This window comes from Enterococcus sp. DIV1083b (assembly GCF_051713705.1).
In the GTDB taxonomy this organism is placed as follows: Bacteria; Bacillota; Bacilli; order Lactobacillales; family Enterococcaceae; genus Enterococcus_D; species Enterococcus_D casseliflavus.
Genome location: NZ_JBIOQJ010000001.1, coordinates 2912851 through 2931685, shown reverse-complemented (window position 1 = coordinate 2931685; position 18835 = coordinate 2912851). Strand labels below are relative to the sequence as shown.

General features: G+C 43.9%; 18 protein-coding genes. 13 read left to right on the top strand and 5 right to left on the bottom strand.

Going from position 1 to position 18835, the window contains the following annotated elements; genetic code table 11:
• Positions 1–37 precede the first annotated feature (37 nt).
• The 6 genes from IGI69_RS13790 to IGI69_RS13765 all read left to right on the top strand — a co-directional run bounded on the left by IGI69_RS13790 (position 38) and on the right by IGI69_RS13765 (position 7836).
• On the top strand, positions 38–1090 hold the full coding sequence (locus tag IGI69_RS13790; RefSeq protein ID WP_010749982.1) for an aspartate-semialdehyde dehydrogenase: 1053 nt from the start codon (positions 38–40) through the stop codon (positions 1088–1090).
• Between the two features lie 122 nt (positions 1091–1212).
• Positions 1213–2895 carry a ribonuclease J gene (locus tag IGI69_RS13785; RefSeq protein WP_270266858.1) on the top strand — a complete coding sequence of 561 codons (1683 nt, stop codon included), beginning with the start codon at positions 1213–1215 and terminating at the stop codon, positions 2893–2895.
• A 242-nt stretch (positions 2896–3137) separates the two neighbouring features.
• Positions 3138–4577: an MFS transporter gene (locus IGI69_RS13780; RefSeq protein WP_015510327.1), complete on the top strand. Its 1440-nt coding sequence runs from the start codon at positions 3138–3140 to the stop codon at positions 4575–4577.
• A 198-nt stretch (positions 4578–4775) separates the two neighbouring features.
• A complete protein-coding gene (locus IGI69_RS13775; protein WP_005228247.1) occupies positions 4776–5459 on the top strand; it encodes a metal-dependent hydrolase in 684 nt (227 codons plus the stop codon).
• Between the two features lie 37 nt (positions 5460–5496).
• The gene (locus IGI69_RS13770; protein WP_005228249.1) at positions 5497–6828 is read left to right on the top strand and encodes a DRTGG domain-containing protein; all 1332 of its coding nucleotides are present in this window, start codon (positions 5497–5499) and stop codon (positions 6826–6828) included.
• Between the two features lie 54 nt (positions 6829–6882).
• Positions 6883–7836, top strand: a complete 954-nt coding sequence (locus IGI69_RS13765; protein WP_016609391.1) for a DHH family phosphoesterase — start codon at positions 6883–6885, stop codon at positions 7834–7836.
• A gap of 140 nt (positions 7837–7976) precedes the next feature.
• Here the strand turns inward: IGI69_RS13765 and dapD are convergent, their stop codons facing one another.
• From dapD to dapA, 3 genes are read right to left on the bottom strand one after another with little or no spacing between them, the layout of a single operon-like run.
• The gene (gene dapD, locus IGI69_RS13760; protein WP_151195956.1) at positions 7977–8690 is read right to left on the bottom strand and encodes a 2,3,4,5-tetrahydropyridine-2,6-dicarboxylate N-acetyltransferase; all 714 of its coding nucleotides are present in this window, start codon (positions 8688–8690) and stop codon (positions 7977–7979) included.
• A gap of 12 nt (positions 8691–8702) precedes the next feature.
• Positions 8703–9458 (bottom strand): 4-hydroxy-tetrahydrodipicolinate reductase, encoded by a 756-nt coding sequence (gene dapB, locus IGI69_RS13755; RefSeq protein WP_005233953.1) that lies wholly within the window; start codon positions 9456–9458, stop codon positions 8703–8705.
• A 13-nt stretch (positions 9459–9471) separates the two neighbouring features.
• Positions 9472–10353: a 4-hydroxy-tetrahydrodipicolinate synthase gene (gene dapA / locus IGI69_RS13750; RefSeq protein WP_008380503.1), complete on the bottom strand. Its 882-nt coding sequence runs from the start codon at positions 10351–10353 to the stop codon at positions 9472–9474.
• Between the two features lie 222 nt (positions 10354–10575).
• Here dapA and IGI69_RS13745 point away from each other — a divergent pair, with 222 nt between their 5' ends.
• The 5 genes from IGI69_RS13745 (at position 10576) to IGI69_RS13725 (ending at position 15301) form a co-directional block, all read left to right on the top strand.
• Positions 10576–11745: a M20 metallopeptidase family protein gene (locus IGI69_RS13745; protein WP_005228259.1), complete on the top strand. Its 1170-nt coding sequence runs from the start codon at positions 10576–10578 to the stop codon at positions 11743–11745.
• A 4-nt stretch (positions 11746–11749) separates the two neighbouring features.
• Positions 11750–13066 (top strand): diaminopimelate decarboxylase, encoded by a 1317-nt coding sequence (gene lysA, locus IGI69_RS13740; RefSeq protein ID WP_438741207.1) that lies wholly within the window; start codon positions 11750–11752, stop codon positions 13064–13066.
• Positions 13067–13089: 23 nt separating this feature from the next.
• Entirely contained in the window at positions 13090–13923 is an 834-nt protein-coding gene (gene dapF, locus IGI69_RS13735; protein WP_008380508.1) for a diaminopimelate epimerase, read from the top strand.
• A gap of 243 nt (positions 13924–14166) precedes the next feature.
• On the top strand, positions 14167–14499 hold the full coding sequence (locus IGI69_RS13730; protein WP_194193418.1) for a zinc ribbon domain-containing protein YjdM: 333 nt from the start codon (positions 14167–14169) through the stop codon (positions 14497–14499).
• A 94-nt stretch (positions 14500–14593) separates the two neighbouring features.
• Positions 14594–15301, top strand: a complete 708-nt coding sequence (locus IGI69_RS13725; RefSeq protein WP_005228270.1) for a zinc metallopeptidase — start codon at positions 14594–14596, stop codon at positions 15299–15301.
• Between the two features lie 72 nt (positions 15302–15373).
• Here IGI69_RS13725 and IGI69_RS13720 read toward each other — a convergent pair whose 3' ends face one another.
• Both IGI69_RS13720 and IGI69_RS13715 read right to left on the bottom strand, forming a co-directional pair.
• Positions 15374–16066: an HAD family hydrolase gene (locus tag IGI69_RS13720; RefSeq protein ID WP_270266862.1), complete on the bottom strand. Its 693-nt coding sequence runs from the start codon at positions 16064–16066 to the stop codon at positions 15374–15376.
• Between the two features lie 2 nt (positions 16067–16068).
• Positions 16069–16854 (bottom strand): DeoR/GlpR family DNA-binding transcription regulator, encoded by a 786-nt coding sequence (locus IGI69_RS13715; protein WP_194193416.1) that lies wholly within the window; start codon positions 16852–16854, stop codon positions 16069–16071.
• 236 nt (positions 16855–17090) lie between these two features.
• Here IGI69_RS13715 and lacG point away from each other — a divergent pair, with 236 nt between their 5' ends.
• Positions 17091–18491 carry a 6-phospho-beta-galactosidase gene (gene lacG, locus IGI69_RS13710; protein WP_438741204.1) on the top strand — a complete coding sequence of 467 codons (1401 nt, stop codon included), beginning with the start codon at positions 17091–17093 and terminating at the stop codon, positions 18489–18491.
• Between the two features lie 24 nt (positions 18492–18515).
• Entirely contained in the window at positions 18516–18833 is a 318-nt protein-coding gene (locus IGI69_RS13705; RefSeq protein WP_010749967.1) for a PTS lactose/cellobiose transporter subunit IIA, read from the top strand.
• Positions 18834–18835 lie beyond the last annotated feature (2 nt).

Here is an 18835-nt window from a genome sequence, read left to right as displayed (position 1 = left end):
ACTAGTAAAAATGTATTTTTATTCGAGGAGTGATTTGATGAGTACAGGGTATCACGTAGCAGTTGTCGGGGCTACCGGCGCAGTAGGAACAAAAATGATTGAGATGTTGGAGAAGACCACGTTGCCGATCAAAAAAATAACGTTGTTGGCATCCAAACGTTCTGCTGGGAAGACCCTTGTGTTCAAAAATGAACCGCTCGTTATTCAAGAGCTGACCACAGATTCCTTTGCAGGCGTCGATATTGCATTGTTCAGTGCCGGTGGCGGCATTTCAAAACAATTTGCTCCAGAAGCAGTCAAACACGGTGCAGTCGTGATCGACAATACCAGTCATTTTCGGATGGACCCGAATGTTCCTCTAGTCGTTCCTGAGGTGAATCCTCATGCATTAGCGCAACATAAAGGAATCATTGCCAATCCGAATTGTTCAACGATTCAAATGATGGTGGCGTTAGAACCGATTCGTCAAAAAGTCGGTTTATCGAGGGTCTTGGTTTCGACGTATCAAGCAGTTTCAGGTGCTGGCGCACAAGCCTTGGCTGAATTGACTCGTGAATCTCAAGAATTATTAGCTGGCAAAGCCGCTGATGAACTAAACCCTGAGATTTTACCAGCAGGCAGCGACAAAAAGCACTACCCGATCGCGTTTAACGCCTTGCCGCAAATCGATGTTTTCGCCGAAGAGGATTATACTTACGAAGAGTGGAAAATGATCAATGAAACGAAGAAGATCATGGAAGATACGCAGATCAAAGTAGCAGCTACATGTGTGCGGATCCCTGTGTTTAGCGGTCATTCGGAGTCGATTTATATCGAGACCAAAGACCATGCTAGTGTTGAGGAAGTCAGACAGTGGATCAGCGAAGCGCCAGGAGCTGTCTTGCAAGATGATCCGAGTCAACAAGTGTACCCGCAAGCTTTGACCAGTGTGGACAAAACGGAAACCTTTGTTGGTCGGATTCGCAAAGATTTGGATGTCGAAAACGGCTTGCATTTATGGGTCGTTTCTGATAATTTGCTGAAAGGTGCGGCATGGAACTCTGTTCAAATCGCCGAAAGCCTACATCAGCAAGGATTAGTTCATGTGTAAACCATAAGTTTTTCAGAAAAGTGTGGTGAATGCCACGCTTTTCTTTTTTTTGTTGTATAATAATAGGGACGGCTTATGCTTGGGAAATAATACAGTAGAAAAAAATTAAGAGGTGAATAAAAGTGGAAACGATAAAAATCATTCCTCTTGGCGGTGTACGCGAAAACGGAAAGAACATGTACATTGCTGAAGTTGGCGAGGATATATTTGTGCTGGATTGCGGTGTCCGTTATCCAGAAAATGAATTATTAGGGATCGATACAGTGATTCCAGACTTCACATATTTAGAAGAAAATGCCGACCGTGTGGCGGGTGTCTTCTTGACCCACGGGCATGCAGATGCGATTGGTGCATTGCCTTATTTCTTGGAGAATATCCAAGTACCGGTCTTTGGGACCGAGTTAACGATCGAACTAGCAAAATTGACCGTGAATAAAAATGAAGCTACCAAGCGCTTCAAAGATTTTCATGTGATCGATGAACATTCGGAGATCGACTTTGGTCATGCGACCATCAGCTTTTTCCGTACGACCCATTCTATCCCTGATTCTGTTGGGATCAGCGTCAAAACAGAAGCTGGCAATATCGTTTATACAGGAGATTTCAAGTTTGACCAAACAGCGATCCCTATGTATCAAACCGATTTTGGCCGCTTAGCGGAAATTGGAAAAGAAGGAGTCTTAGCATTGCTAAGCACGTCTTCAAATGCCGAAAATCCAACGCCGATCGCTTCTGAATTGACGATTCAAGATGAAGTTTATGACAATATCCGTTACTGGGAAGGACGGATCATCGTCGCTAGCGTTGCTAGCAATTTACAACGGGTGCAACAAGTATTAGATGCGGCGTTTCGTTCTGATCGCAAAGTCGTTTTGACCGGGCAAGATTTTGGTCGGATCATCAAAACGGCCATGAAGTTAGGGAAATTAAAATTACCTGCCGAAGACTTGCTGATCACCCAAAAAGAAATGAAAAAATACTCAGACGAACAGTTGCTGATTTTAGAAACAGGTCGTATGGGTGAACCAATCAAAGCGTTGCAAAAAATGGCCAACGGCTCTCACCGGACGCTGCGTATCAAAGAAGGAGATCTTGTTTACATCACAACAACGCCGACAACGGCAATGGAAACTGTGGTTGCGAAAACGGAAGATATCATCTATCGCGCTGGCGGTACCGTAAAACAGATCTCGGATAATTTCCGTGTTTCTGGTCATGCTAACCCGAATGATCTGCAGATGATGTTGAATATGATGAAACCGAAGTATTTTATCCCTATTCAAGGCGAGTACCGCCAATTAGCCGCCCATGTGGACTTGGCGCAAGAAGTCGGGATTCCGATGAAAAATATCTTCATTACTGCTCGTGGAGATGTGTTAGAGTACAAAAAAGGCGAAATGCTTGCCGCAGGTGCGGTTCCAGCTGAAAACGTCATGATCGATGGGATCGGTGTCGGTGACATTGGGAATATCGTCCTGCGAGACCGCAAAGTCTTATCTGAAGACGGAATCTTCGTTGCGGTAGTGACGATCAATCGTCGTGAAAAGAAAATTATTTCTGCACCACAAATCACTTCTCGCGGATTCGTCTACGTGAAAGCCAGCCGCGATCTGATTCGTGAAAGTGGCGAGATCGTGGAAGAAATCGTAGAAAAACACCTTCATGATGAAGAGTTTGAATGGAGCAAATTGAAACAAGATATCCGTGATCGTTTGAGTCGGTTCTTGTTTGAACAAACCAAACGCCGTCCAGTCATCTTGCCGGTCATCATGGAATCAAGCCAAAGAAATCGCAACCGTAAATAATTCGTTTTGACCTACTGACAAAAGCAGGTGAAAGAATAGCCGTTTGACGGCCGATTTCTTTTCACCGAAGCTTTTGTCTTTTTTTTATGAAAGAAACAGGTGGCGGTTTTTTTACAAAATGCCCCTTATTTTGGTCGTGAAGGGCAGATAAGGATTGACGGCGAATGGATTTCGATCAATAATACAAAGTTGTCCCCCTAAGACTAGAGGAACAAAACAAGCAAAGAGAGGATGGTCGATTTGTGAATAGTTATCAAGAAAATCCCGTAGTACAACAGAGAAAGTGGTGGATTCTCATTGCTGTTTCGATGTTTACCTTTATGTCAACACTGGATGGGAGTATCGTAAATATCGCTTTGCCGACGATCTCGGCAGATATGGGTGTCCCTATGAATCAAGCGGAATGGGTCGTATCCGTCTACTTGATGATCGTTTGTGCCTGCCTTTTGTTATTCGGTAAGGTAGGCGATAGTTGGGGTAAGATCAAAGTATTCCGCTTGGGGATGCTGATCTTTATTATCGGTTCGCTGTTATGCGGGTTTAATCATTCCTTAGCATTTCTGCTATTTGCCCGAGTCGTGCAAGCGATCGGAGCCAGCATGACGATGGCGACGAATACCGGAATCATTACTGAAGTCTTTCCTATGAGTGAACGAGGACGTGCCTTAGGGATGATTGGTGCCTTTGTTTCGTTAGGATCCATCGCCGGTCCTGGATTAGGCGGAGTGATTTTGGCGCATTTTTCTTGGCCGTTTATTTTTTGGATCAATGTTCCAGTCGGTATTCTGACAATGATTGCTGGAGAAAAGGTGTTGCCAAAAGATATCACCATGAGTCATGATTCCATCGATAAAACCGGGTTTGTGCTGTTTTCAATTGCAATTATCAGCTTCTTCGGCGGCATTTTTCTTGGACAAGAGCGTGGCTTTTTAACGTGGCTACCACTGCTACTGGTGGGGATCGCCTTAGTGGCATTCATCGTCTTTTTGCGAGTAGAAGCGCGTGTGAGCAAACCGCTGATTACCTTTGGGATCTTTCGTAATAAAATTTTCACCATGAGCCTGATCACGGCGCTGCTGATCTTTTCTGCAAACTTTTTTGTCAATGTTGTGATTCCCTTTTACTTGCAAAGTGCCCGAGGCTTAACGCCGAGCGTGGCAGGAATGCTGATGATGGTCTTTCCCTTAATGATGGTCATTGGTTCACCACTTAGCGGCTATTTGACGGACCGTGTAGGACCGGAGATCTTGGTCTTAGCTGGCTTAGCGTTGCTGTCCATCACTCAGCTGATGTATATGTTTATGAATCAGCATACGCCGATTTGGTACTATGTCGTCGCTACTGCTATCATGGGGTTAGGCAATTCGTTGTTCCAATCCCCTAACAATACGATGGTGATGAGCAGTGTCACCAAAGAAAACCTTGGGGTGGCAGGTAGTCTAAATTCCTTTGCCCGTAACTTGGGCATGGTCTTAGGGATATCCTTAGCAACGACGATTCTTTATGCCGCAATGAGTCAAGCCTATGGGAAGCATGTGACGACCTATATCGCAGGTCGGGCAGATATTTTTGCCTATGGCATGAAAATCACCTTCTTTGGGGCGTTCCTTCTTTGTATCACGGCGTTATTCTTAACAGTCTGGCGCATCTATAAACAAGGTGGACGTAAGAAAACGCTATGATCGCTTGAAGTCATCAGGTCGAACTGTTCTATTCCTTATTCAGAAAGGGTAGAACAGTTTTTTTATTTTTCTTGACAAGAACCAGAAAAAGGACGGATGTAATAAAGCTGCCAGAATTTGTGCTTTTGGATTTCTGGCGTTATCTGTTATAATGAAAAATATTAGACTGTATTACTTAGATGGAAAGGGGAATGTTGTATGAAACTTACGTATCACGGACACTCGGTGCTTGCTATCCAATTAGCGGATGGCCAAAAATTGTTGTTTGACCCTTTTATTACTGGAAATGCTCTGACTGATTTGGATGCAGACACAGTGGAAACCGATTGGCTTTTGATCACGCATGGTCATAGCGATCATATTGGGGACATGGTGCCGATCGCCAAAAGAAATGAAGCACCAGTGATCAGTGTCGTTGAAATTTGCCGCTATGCAGCCCGCAAAGGCGTTGCTGAGACGCATGGCATGAATATGGGAGGCTCTTTTGAGTTCCCGTTTGGCAAAATCTCAATGGTGGAAGCGAAACACAGCTCTGGTCTTGAAGAAGACGGAACGATGATCTATATGGGCAATCCAGTGGGGATCATTTTAGAAGCAGAAGGCAAAACCATCTACCACGCTGGCGATACTGCCCTCTTTAGCGATATGGCGATGATCGGTGAACGTTTCGACATCGATGTGGCGTTTTTACCGATCGGGGATAATTTTACGATGGGCGTTCAAGATGCTGCAACAGCAGCGGCGCTTTTAAACGCGAGCAAAGTAGTACCGATCCATTACAATACGTTTCCAATGATCAAGCAAGATCCGCAAACCTTCGTGAATTTATTGCCGGCAGGTGTGGGCCAGATCCTTGCAGTCGGTGAGACATTAGAAGTTTAAGCAACAGGAAGATTCGTAGTAGGAATAGGGGATAATTATGGCGACAAAACACGACTTGATTTTAGCGCATATCGAGAATCTGCCTGTAGGCGATCGCATCTCGGTGCGGGGAATCGCAAAAGACTTGAATGTCAGTGAAGGAACAGCCTATCGGGCGATCAAAGATGCGGAAAATATCGGCTTGGTTTCAACGATCCAACGTGTGGGAACCATTCGGATTGAACGGAAACTAAAGAAACACATTGAAAAACTAACTTTCGGCGAAGTCGTCCAAATCATTGAAGGCGATGTTTTGGGCGGCGCAGCCGGTTTAGACAAAGACTTGAACAAATTTGTTATCGGCGCCATGAAGGAATCGGCAATGGAACGCTACATCACGCCTGGTTCCTTAGTGATCGTCGGAAACCGTAACGAAGTCCACAAGTTGGCACTGGAAGATGGCGCAGCCGTCTTGATCACGGGGGGCTTTGAAACCTCAGAGGAAATCTGTCGCTTAGCAGACGAATTGGAGCTGCCGATTTTACAAACGACCTATGACACCTTTACCGTGGCAACGATGATCAACCGTGCCTTGAGCGACCAGCTGATCAAAAAGGACATCATGCTGGTGAGTGACATTTATATGCCATTGGAAAAAACCAAGTATCTGCACACCTTTGATACGGTCAAGGATTACAAACTGCTTTCGGAGTCTACCAATCACTCCCGCTATCCAGTTGTCAACAAGAATATGCGGGTCGTTGGGATCATCACAGCCAAAGATGTCCTAGAAAAGCCTGACACGCAGATCATCGAACGAATCATGACCCGGGAACCCCGGGTCGTAAAAAAAGAGATGAGTGTGGCCTCTGCCAGCCATCAGATGATTTGGGATGGCTTAGAAGTGATGCCCGTCGTAGCAGATGACCTTTCTTTGATTGGGATCGTTACACGCCAAGACATCATGAAAGCGATGCAGATGGTCCAACGACAAACACAAATTTCAGATACGATTTCAGACCAAATCTCGGGACAGATGCAAGTCATCGAACAAGATTTTGAAGGGAACAAATTGCCGCAGCCACATTTCAGCTTTGCGGTGACGCCTCAAATGGTCAATGAAGTCGGAACGATCTCTTTTGGTGTCTTGAGTGAAGTGATCGCGAATACGGCAAAACGTACCATGCAGTTGAATCAACGGCGCAATAGTTGGATCGAGCAAGTCAATCTGCATTACTTCCGTTTGATCCAATTAGAAAGCGAGATCATCATTCAACCGAAGATTCTAGAACTGGGGCGACGTTCGGCGAAAATCGATATCGAAGTATCGATCGAAAATTCCTTAGTGGCAAAAGCGATCGTGGTATGCCAAGTAATGGAACGCCCATAAATCATCGAAAACGGCACTTATGGAAAAATTTTAGAGAGAAAGTTGAGACCATTCATGAAGGTACAAGAAGAAATACTTGCAACAATCAAAGCATTCGACCGAATCATTATCCATCGGCACCAACGCCCTGATCCAGATGCATTAGGATCACAAGTGGGCTTGGCAGAAATTTTACGAGCTAGTTTTCCCAAAAAAGAAATCTATCAAGTCGGCGGACCTGTTGAAGGATTGGATTACTTGGCGCTGATGCAGACAATCCCTGATGATTTGTATAAAGGAGCGTTGGTGATCGTTACAGATACGGCCAATGCACCACGGGTCAGTGACCAACGCTATGATCAAGGGGCGAAATTGATCAAAATCGATCATCACCCTAATGATGAGCCTTACGGAGAGCTGGTCTGGGTCAATACGAAAGCCAGCAGCTGTAGTGAGATGATCGTTTCATTTTGGCAAATGTTTCAAAACGAGCTGACGATGACGCAAGAAGCGGCTCGTCTGCTGTATGCGGGCATCGTTGGTGATACTGGACGGTTTTTATATCCGGCAACGACAGCGACAACGCTGCGCTTAGCGGCTGAACTATTGGATTACGGTTTTGATGCACCGAAGATCAATCGGCAATTGGATCAAGTCTCTCGCAGTGTTGCTCGCCTTTCAGGGTATGTCTACGAAAACATCGAGATCGATGAGATTGGTGCTGGCAAAGTGATCCTATCACAAGAATTGCAGCAGCGTTTTGGCGTAGTGGATTCGGAAACCTCAGCAGTCGTTTCCTTACCAGGGAAAATCGACGAAGTGATGGCTTGGGCGATCTTTGTCGAACAACCAGAAGGCTATTATCGGGTGCGGATGCGTTCGAAAGGTCCAGTGATCAATGAGATCGCCAAACGCCATCATGGCGGCGGACATCCCCTTGCCAGTGGAGCAAACGCAAAAGACCTTGAAGAAGTTGCCGTGATCTATCAAGAGATCCAAGCAGCGATCAAAGAATTTCAAGCAGAATAAACACTTTTACAAGAACATTTACCAATAGAAAAAGGGCGTGCCAAAAGCTTTCGGCACGCCCTTTTTTAGACAAAACGCAGCGCAGGCTCATCACTGAACCCGCACTGCGTTTTTTTGCTTATTTTTGAGAAAAGCGCGGCTTAGCCCCGTAGATCGTCTAAAAATTCGGTTTTGCTTTTCGTTTTCTCGTCTTTCATTTTGATGACTTTGGCTGGTGAGCCAGCAACGACTGCGCCAGCAGGGACATCTTCCGTTACCACAGAACCGGCAGCGACGACTGCACCTTCGCCGACACGGACGCCTTCAAGGACGACGGCATTTGCACCGATCAAAACATTGTCTTCAATGATGACTGGGCTTGCTGAAGGTGGCTCAAGAACGCCAGCCAAGACAGCACCAGCGCCAATATGGGCTTTTTTTCCAACGGTTGCTCGGGCGCCTAAAATCGCACCCATGTCGATCATGGTTTCTTCACCAACGACGGCACCAATGTTGATCACGGCCCCCATCATGATAACGGCATTTTTTTCAATGATGGCTTGGTCACGGATAAAGGCACCTGGTTCGATACGGGCATCGACTTTCGTCATGTCCAATAAAGGGATCGCTGAGTTGCGGCGATCATTTTCCAGATAGTGATCGGTGATCTTGTCTTGGTGCGCGGTTAAAAACTCAGCTACTTTTTGACTGTCACCAACCACGAAATAGAAAGTGCCATTACCAAACAATTGGATGCCATCTGCTTGGACGTTACTAAGATCTCCATTGATATAGACTTTTACAGGTGTTTGTTTATTTGCTTCTTTGATGTATTTTGCTAATTGATAAGGATCGGAAAATTGTAATTCTGTCATGAGAGACCACCTTTACTTGTCGATTAGATTTTGCATGGAATAAAAACCAGCTGGTTGGTCGGCTAAAAATTCCGCTGCTTTTAGCGCACCATTGGCGAAGATTTCGCGGGAGAGCGCTGTGTGTTTTAATTCAATGATTTCATCCTGCCCAGCGTAGATGACAATGTGTTCTCCAGGGATCGTTCCGCCGCGAACGGCATGGATGCCCATCTGCTTGCGGTCATTTACTAGATCACTGCCTTCACGCCCGTAGAGATACTCTTTTTTCGTTTCGCAGCTGTCATTGATACTATCTGCCAACAGCAAAGCTGTACCACTTGGTGCATCGAGTTTTTGATTATGATGCTTTTCGATGATCTCAATGTCAAAGTCAGCTTCTAATGCGGGGGTGATACTTTGTAGTGCTTTGATCAGTACATTGATCCCCAACGACATATTGGCAGAATAGAAAACTGGGATCACTTTAGCAGCCAACGGCAGCATCATCTGCGTGTCTTCCGTCAAACCAGTTGTAGCAACCACGATAGGCAGCTGCTGTTCGACACAATAGTTCAATAAGGCAGGGACATTGCTATAATGAGAAAAATCAATCACCAAATCGATCGGCTGCGTGATTTTTTCTGGACGATCATAGATTGGAAAGGGACCATCTAATTGCTCGGTACGATCCAATCCGGCGGCCACTTCTAACTGAGGGTGCTTTGCGATCAGGCTTTGCAACACTTTGCCCATACGACCGTTTGCACCGCTTAATAAAATCTGTTTCACCAAAAACTCCTCCTTACAGCAATCCGTAATTGGTCATTTCTTCTTCTAAATGAACGAGGGTCGCATCTTCTGGGACACCCAAAGGCAAACGATAATGCAATTCGCATTTGCCTAGCAAGGAGACCGCTGCTTTGATCGGCACAGGATTTACTTCACTGAAAATCGCATCGATCAACGGTTTTTGTCGCAATTGCTCTTTGATGGCGGCTTTTACATCACCATTTAAGAAATCAGCAACGAGTTGTGCCGTTTGTTTCGGAGCGATATTGCCGATCGTTGAAATCACGCCAGAGCCACCTAAAGCTAGAATTGGGGTTACTTGATCGTCATTTCCTGAATAGATCGCAAAGTCATCATCCGCAAGACGAGCGATTTCTGCGATTTGCGAAATGTCGCCGCTGGCTTCTTTGATGCCTTTGATATTAGGGATTTTTTTCAGTTCTGCCACAGCTTCAGGTGTTAAATTTAAGCCGGTTCTTGAGCTGACGGAGTATAAGATCACTGGCAGCTCAACGCTTTGACAGATTGCTTCATAGTGAGCGACTAAACTTTTCTTGGTCGCTTTGTTGTAGTAGGGTGTTACAACCAATAATGCGTCAGCACCAACGCGCTGTGCTTCTTTTGAAAGATGGATCCCATGTTGGGTGTTGTTGGAGCCTGTTCCGCCGATGACGGGGATTCGACCAGCAACTTGTTTTACCACCGCTTCGATCACCGCGATATGTTCTTCATCGTCTAACGTGGATGCTTCACCGGTCGTACCGCATGCAATGATTGCATTCGTTCCTTGCTGTACATGCCACTCCGCTAACTCCTTCAGCTTATCGAAATCCACCGAACCATCTTGAAGCATAGGGGTGATCAACGCAACGCCAGAACCTTTGAATATTGTCAAACTACGACACATCCTTTCAACCAATTTATTTTTCGTAACTCTACGTATAAGTGTACCAAAACGAGGGGTAAATTTTTCAATAAAAATCGAAACATTTCGACAATTTATACTATAGATTATTCGAATTATATACTATAATATTAAACAATATCAATGAAAAACTGAATATTCGTTGGTTTTTATGGATATTTTTAAAAGGAATGAATAGAAAGGTGTTTTAACATGCAAGTATCGCAAGCAGTCAAAGAATTAACCGAAGACGTGGTTCGTTTTCGTCGTGAATTACATACAATCCCTGAATTAGGGTTAACTGAGTTCAAAACAAAGGAATACTTGCTGCGTCAGTTGCAATCCTTTGGAATCAAAGAAATCTATCCAGTGATTGAAACCGGCTTGATTGCTGTCTTTCGCAGCGATCGTCCAGGAAAGACGCTGGCCTTTCGAACGGATATCGATGCACTGCCGATCAAAGAAGAGACAGGTGTTTCCTTTGTTTCCAAACATGAAGGGAAAATGCATGCCTGCGGTCATGACGGCCATATGGCAACGATGCTAGGGTTTGCTAAATATTTAGCAACACATCCTGAAGTGATTCGTGGAACGATCGTTTTGATTTTCCAACCAGCCGAGGAAAGCCCCGGTGGCGCTCAATTGATGATCGATGAAGGCATCTTACGAGATTTTGGCGTGGAAAAAATCGTGGGGCTGCATGTCTTCCCAGACTTTCCCGAAGGAGTCATTGCGAGCCGGAAAGGTCCGATGATGGCCCGTAACGGCGAGATCAATCTAACGATCAACGGCACGAGTGCCCATGGTGCCCAGCCTCATCAAGGACATGATGCCATTTTAGCCGCGGCTGCGATTATTCAAGGATTGCATTCGATCATTTCACGCAATATCAGCCCGCTTTCTGCTGGGGTCATCACTTTTGGGAAGATCCATGGGGGAGATGCGGAAAATATCATTCCCGGCAAGGTCGTTTTAAAAGGAACGATGCGGGCGTTTGAAGATGAAGTCTATGAAACGATGACGCGCAGAATCACCACCGTCGCACAAGAAATCGCCAAAGGATATGATTGCACGGCGGATGTCGAATTCGAACATCTTTATCGTGTCGTGGACAATGATCCTGAGATGGTGGAAGTATTGGAAAAAGTGGTTGGGGAGAGCTACCGAGAAACACCGCCATATATGTTGGCAGAGGATTTTTCGATGTACCAAAAGGAGATCCCAGGTGTCTTTTTCTTTGTGGGTACCCGAAATGAAGAAAAAGGCTATGTCCACCCTTTACACAGCAGCAAAATGAATTTTGACGAAAAAAATCTATTGCAAGGCATCGAATGCTACGTTCGTTTGATCGAGGCATTGAACGAGCCGACAGACAAGGAGTAAAGCGATGGCAAAAGAAATCAAGAACAATCACTTATACATTGACGGTTGTGATACCGTTGAGCTGGCAAAAACCTTCGGAACCCCCCTTTACGTGTATTCCGTTTCGGAGATTCGCGAAGAATGCCAAAAGATTCAGGCGCAGTTTTTGACGCGCTACAGCAAGACACGGGCAGCCTATGCCGCTAAAGCTTTCTGCACCACAGCAATGCTGCAAGTGATCAAGTCAGAAGGACTCTCATTAGACGTGGTTAGCGGTGGAGAGCTGTATACAGCGATCCAAGCTGATTTTCCAGCAGAACACATCGAGTTTAACGGCAATAATAAATCGATTGAAGAATTAGCAGCTGCCCTTGATTATGGCGTAGGACGGATCATCGTTGATGGCATTCAAGAAGTCGGCTTGATCCGCGCGTTATGTCAAGAAAAGCAAGTCGTTGCTAAAATTTTGTTGCGCATCACACCTGAGGTTTCGGTCAGCACCCATCAATTTATCTCGACCGGACAAAAAGATTCGAAATTCGGGATTCCTTTAGATGAAGAAATCTTATTTCCGTTAGTGGAAGAAGTGATTCAAGCACCTGAATTGGATTTCTATGGCCTGCATTTTCATGTCGGCAGTCAATTGTCGGACAATCGCTCACATCTAGCGGCAGTTGATGCGGCTTTGATCCTTGTCCAAACCATTCATGAACGCTTTGATTATTGGATCAAAGAACTAAATGTTGGCGGCGGCTTTGGCGTTCGATACACAGACGTAGATATTCGCCAACCCTACAGCTACTTTTTAGATCCTGTGATGGAAAAAATCGACGCCTTTTATGCGCAGCACCAGAGCGAACGCCCGACCATCGTTATTGAACCTGGGCGCAGTATCGTCGCAGAAGCAGGTATCAGTTTGCACACCATCGGCAGTATCAAGACATTGCCGGGAATCAGAACATACGCCAGCATTGACGGTGGCATGACAGACAATATTCGTCCTGGTCTTTATCAGGCAACTTACACTGGGATCTTAGCCAACCGCGCTTCCGAAGCTGCGACACAAAAGATCACCATTTCTGGTAAAGCTTGTGAGAGCACGGACATCTTAGTAAAAGACCTTGCATTACCGCCCGTTGAAACTGGGGATCTGTTTGCTACGTTCGCAACAGGAGCTTATGGCTATTCGATGGCCAGCAGCTACAATAATTTACAGATTCCTGCAGTCGTCTTTGTGGAAAACGGCCAAGCGGAATTAGCCGTTAAACGCCAGTCCTACGAGCAAATGCTGCAAAATGAAGTGGTTCCTTCGTTTCTAAAAGAGGGAGCTTCCAGCAAGTAAAATTTTGAAAAGCAGGTGACAACATGACGATTCCTTATACAAAAATGCAAGGTGCAGGAAATGATTTTATCGTAATCGATAACCGCACATTGAAATTCTCCCATGAACAACTGTCGCAATTTGCTGCTCAGGTTTGCCATCGGAAATTTTCTGTTGGCGCGGATGCAGTCATGGCAGTGGATTTTCCCACAGGAACCGCTGATTTTCGGATGCGGTTTTACAATGCTGATGGGACCGAAGCAGAAATGTGCGGCAACGGCGCTCGCTGTATTGCCCGTTATGCCTTTGAGAAGGGAATTGCTGGCGAGCAGATGACCATCGAAACAGTTGCTGGCGATGTCCCCGCATGGCGCTTGTCGGCAAAACACTACAAAGTAACCTTGAACCCACCGACCGTGACTACATTTGATCAAGCGTACCCGAATCCAATGGTTTCTTTCGTGGACTATGTGGAATTGGGTGATCCAGGAATCCCTCATGCGGTGGTTCACTATCCTGGTCTGGCAGAAACTGAGTTGGAACAGCTGGCTGAACTTGCCAAAGAGATACGCTATTGGGAGGTTTTCCCAAAAGGGGCGAATGTCAATTTCTATGAAGAAGATGACAAGGGTGAGCTGATCGTTCGCACGTATGAACGAGGGGTGGAAGGTTTTACCTATGCGTGCGGCACAGGTTCTGGTGCCACTGCGTATGTCGTGACCAAACGTCACCAGCAAGCGGCAGCGAATGTCTTGCTGCACGTGTTAGGTGGCGAGTTAACGGTAGAAGTTGATGTTGATCAGGGCGCATTAGAATTGATCGGCGATGCGGTTATGGTATCTGAAGGCTTGATTTTAGATGAGAATTTGACTGTGTGACAGATTGATCCATTTTGGCGCAAATGAGTTGAATAAGTCATGATTGAGGGGCGTTTTTGCACATGCAGAAATGCTCCTTAGTTGTCAGCTGTTGCAGCGGCAATTTTTTCTTAGTATACGTTTAGTGTTTTGTGGTAGAGAATCACTTCGATAATTCTTATTGATTAAAGGTGGGTTTTTTTGTATGCTTAGTATTGTTCGATAGTGAACAATACGACTATTATCAATCAAAGGAGCAACACTATGACTCAAATTCCTAACTGTCCAAATTGCCAATCTGAATACGCTTATGAAGACCGTGGGCTGTTTGTTTGTCCTGAATGCGGAAACGAATGGCAAGAGCAACAAGCGGCGGAAGAAGCACCCGTATATAAAGATGCCAACGGCAATACTTTAGTCGATGGTGATACAGTAACGGTCATCAAAGACTTGAAAGTCAAAGGCGCATCTGGCGCCATCAAACAAGGAACGAAAGTGAAAAACATCAAATTAGTCGAAGGCGACCACAACATTGATTGCAAGATCGATGGCTTCGGCGCAATGAAACTAAAATCAGAATTTGTAAAAAAAGGTTAAAAACAAAATCTTCCAGTCATCTTCATAATTTTTTCACCACTTTAATGGTAAAATAAGGTCAAAGATTAAAAGGGGGAATTTTATCGTGTATGGTATGGGCGGATACGGGTTCGGCTTTTTTTATGACCCGACTTTCATTCTTGTAATTATCGGTATGGTGATTTCGCTAGCAGCGTCAGCGTACGTCAAAAGTACCTTTAACAAATATGACAAAGTCAGAAGTAAAAATAATATTACCGGCACAAAAGCGGCGCAGTACATCTTGCAAAGCCAAGGAATCAATAATGTGGGTGTGCAAGCGATCGCTGGTGATTTGACGGATAATTACAATTCTGGCAACAAAATGTTGAGTTTATCACAATCCACCGCGCAATCAACTTCGGTAGCAGCAATCGGTGTTGCGGCCCATGAGTGTGGACACGCAGTCCAAGATGCCAAAGGTTATTTTCCTTTGCGTTTGCGTCATGCGATCGTACCGATCGCTAATATCGGAACCAGCATCTCGATCCCGTTGATTTTGATCGGGGTCCTATTACGAGGCTCGTTTCTGATCAACTTAGGCTTGTTGGCTTTCTCATTGGCGTTTATTTTCCAATTAGTGACCTTGCCAGTCGAGTTCGATGCCTCAAAACGGGCGATCCGTATTTTGGCAGATGGTGGCTTGTTAACAGAAGATGAAGTACCACAAGCAAGAAGAGTGCTCTTTGCCGCAGCGTTGACGTATGTCGCAGCTGCCGTAGCAACCCTATTGCAGCTCTTACGTTTGATTATTTTATTTGGTAATAACAACCGTCGGAATTAGAAAAATTGAAACAAATAATAAAAAAGCGGCTCAATCAAAATTTCTTGGTTGAGCCGCTTTTTGTATTGAATATTATGATTTAACGAAAACTTTTGACAGGTGCTCTGTCCAAAAATCAGTAAAATCTTTGATTGTTCCATCTTTATTTAGCTGTGCCTGTTCAAATACTGCATTATTTTTTCCGAATGGATCAATTGCGATAATTGTTCCAATCCCAGCACGCTTGGCAGCAAGCAAACCTGAATAAGCATCTTCGATAACAAGACAATCAGCAGGAGCTAAGTCCAATTTGCCAGCCGCTTTAAGAAAAATATCCGGTTGCGGTTTTCCAGGAAAAGAGCCATCGTCATAGACGATCTTATCCCAATCAAACCAGCGTGCTAAATCGAAAGTATCAAAATAAAAAGCAACATTCTCTTTAACAGTAGCCGTGGCGATCGTTAATGGAATCTGCTGGTCAGTCAGCTGATCAAGAGTCGCTTCAAGCCCCTTTGTCAATTGGAGATCGTTCTTATTTTGCAAGCAAAGCATACGATAATAGCTTTCTTTTTCTTCTGACAATACGGCGATCTCAGAGGCGGTCAAATGTTCTGAAATGAAATGTTTTAAAATCTCCGTATTCGTTCGACCATGGATATTTTTTAAAATATCCTCATCTGATAAACCATCTTTTGTATGATCATGAATCATGTGCAGCCAAGCAGCTTCATGTAGATGAGAGTCCAAAAACATTGTTCCGTTGAAATCAAAAATAATCCCTTTCATAGTTACGCTCCTATAGTGGTATTTTCGGTTGAATCAGCAATTTGCAGATCGACATATTGTGCATAGTGCTCTTGAACCTCTCGCGAGATCTGGCGATCCGTAATGAGTAAATCGAAATCATGTAAATTATAAAACACATAAAAATCATCCCGATTGAACTTTTTGTTATCAACGAGCAGATATTTCTTGCGAGAATTATTTAATGCGATCTGCTGCGCTTCTCCTTCTTCTGTACTGTAAGTAGAAATTGCTTCGTTGTGAACGCCATTTGAACTGATAAATGCTTTTGTAAACTTTAGTCTTCTTAAATTGTCGTTGGTGATTGGTCCAACAAATGCGCCGGTATTTTTTCGGAAATCACCGCCAATTAGCAAAATTTCTGGTCCATCTGCTTGCGCAAGAATATCAAAAACTGGGTAATTATTAGTAATGATCCGGATTTTCTTGTTGAGTAAATGGGTCGCCAAAAGTTCGATTGTTGTACCAGGCCCTAAGAAAATCGTTTCACCTTCTTGAATCAAGGAGGCAGCTGCGGCAGCAATTTCTTTTTTTTCTTGAATCTGCAAAGTGGCTTTTTCGGTGTGAGAAAGTTCTTGATCTAAAGTGTAGGAAAGACTTTGCGCCCCTCCATGGACACGTAGCAGCTTGCCCGATTTTTCTAATTCATCTAAATCTCTGCGAACGGTCATATCAGAAACATCTAATTGATTGATGATTTCATTAACGGTAAGGATTCCTTTTTTATTGACCATTTCTACGATAGTAAACAATCTTTCTTTTTTTAGCATCGTCTTCACCTCTAATTTAAGGATAATCTACCATATAATCGGATAACAGTCAATCTGTTTCAAACAAAAACAAACAATTATTCGCGTGGTATATGTTTGTTTCAATGGGTTTTATCATTTTTTTCGATTTTTGTGATTATTTATGTTTGTTTTTGTTGACAAATGTTTTGGATGCGATTACAATTCAATCAGTTAGAAAGTGCGGAAACTGATTATAGATTTGAGGAGAGATGTATATGCTTAAATTACCAGAAGATTTTATTTTTGGTGGAGCCACAGCAGCCTATCAGGTTGAAGGAGCCACTAAGGAAGGCGGCAAAGGCGCTGTTGCTTGGGATGATTTTTTAGAGGAACAGGGTAGATTTAGTCCCGATCCGGCAAGTGATTTTTATCATCAATATGCAAAGGATATTGAATTGTGTGAACGATTTGGTGTGAATGGGCTAAGATTATCCATTGCATGGAGTCGAATTTTTCCTGATGGTGATGGGGAACCGAACCCAGAAGGAATCGCTTTTTATCATCGTGTGTTCGAAGAATGTGCGAAAAGAAACGTAACGCCGTTTGTGACATTGCATCATTTTGATACCCCTAAACGTTTGTTTGACCAGGGAGATTTTTTGAATCGAGAAACAATAGAAGCATTCGTTTCCTATGCCATTTTTTGTTTTCATGAATTCAAAGAAGTGAAAGTGTGGAGTACCTTTAATGAAATCTATCCTGTTGCGACCAATCAATATTTGTTAGGCGTTTTCCCGCCAGGTATCAAATATGATTTTACAAAAATCATCGCTTGTCTTCATAATATGATGGTTGCCCATGCACGTGTAGTGAACTATTTCAAAGAAAACGAACTTCCAGGCGAAATCGGTGTCGTTCACTCATTGGAGACGAAATATGCGGCAACAGATGCTCCAGAAGATAAGCAAGCAGCCTTTTTAGACGATGCATTGTCGATCCGCTTCTTATTAGATGCTACTTATTTAGGCTATTATTCAACTGAAACCTTGACTGCTCTTGATGAGATATGTGAAGCAAATCAGGCCAGCTATCATTTTCCTGAAGAAGATTTCGTTGAATTGAAAAAAGCCTCCACGCGTAATGACTATTTAGGGATCAATCACTACCAATGCCATTTTGTCAAAGCTTACGATGGAGAAAACGCGATCCATCATAATGGCACGGGTGAAAAAGGGACCTCTGTTTATAAAGTGAAGGGGATCGGAGAACGCATTTATAAAGAAGGAATTCCTCGAACAGATTGGGACTGGCTGATTTATCCAGAAGGGCTTTATGACTTGTTGTTGCGAATTAAAAGCGATTACCCGCATTACAACAAAATCTATATCACTGAAAACGGCATGGGGTATAAAGACCAGTTTGAAGATGGCATCATTATGGATCAGCCGAGAATCGATTATTTGAGAGTCTATTTGGAATCCTTAAGCAAGGCGATAACAGCTGGGGTAAATGTGAAGGGATATTTTTTGTGGTCGCTTATGGATCTTTTCTCATGGACAAATGGGTATAACAAAAGGTATGGCTTGTTTTATGTTGATTTTGAAACCCAGAAGCGTTACCCGAAAGAGTCAGCATACTGGTACAAATTAGTTAGTGAAACCAAAACGATTATTTAATAAGTAATAATGGAGGAAGAAAAGATGAATAAAGAGGAATTACAAATGCTTGGTTTTGAGATCGTTGCTTATTCAGGGGACGCTCGCAGTACATTATTAAAATTATTGAAAGAAGTAAGACAAGGGAACTTTGAGCATGTTGATTCAGCACTGAAAGAAGCCGACGAAAATTTAACCCTTGCACACAATTCGCAAACGAAAATTTTAGCGGAAGAAGCATCGGGAAAAGAGATGGAGATGGGATTCATTTTTATCCATGGACAGGACCATTTAATGACCACTTTGTTGCTGAGGGATCTGATTCAAGACTTTATTGCACTGTACAAGCAGAATCAAGGATAGGA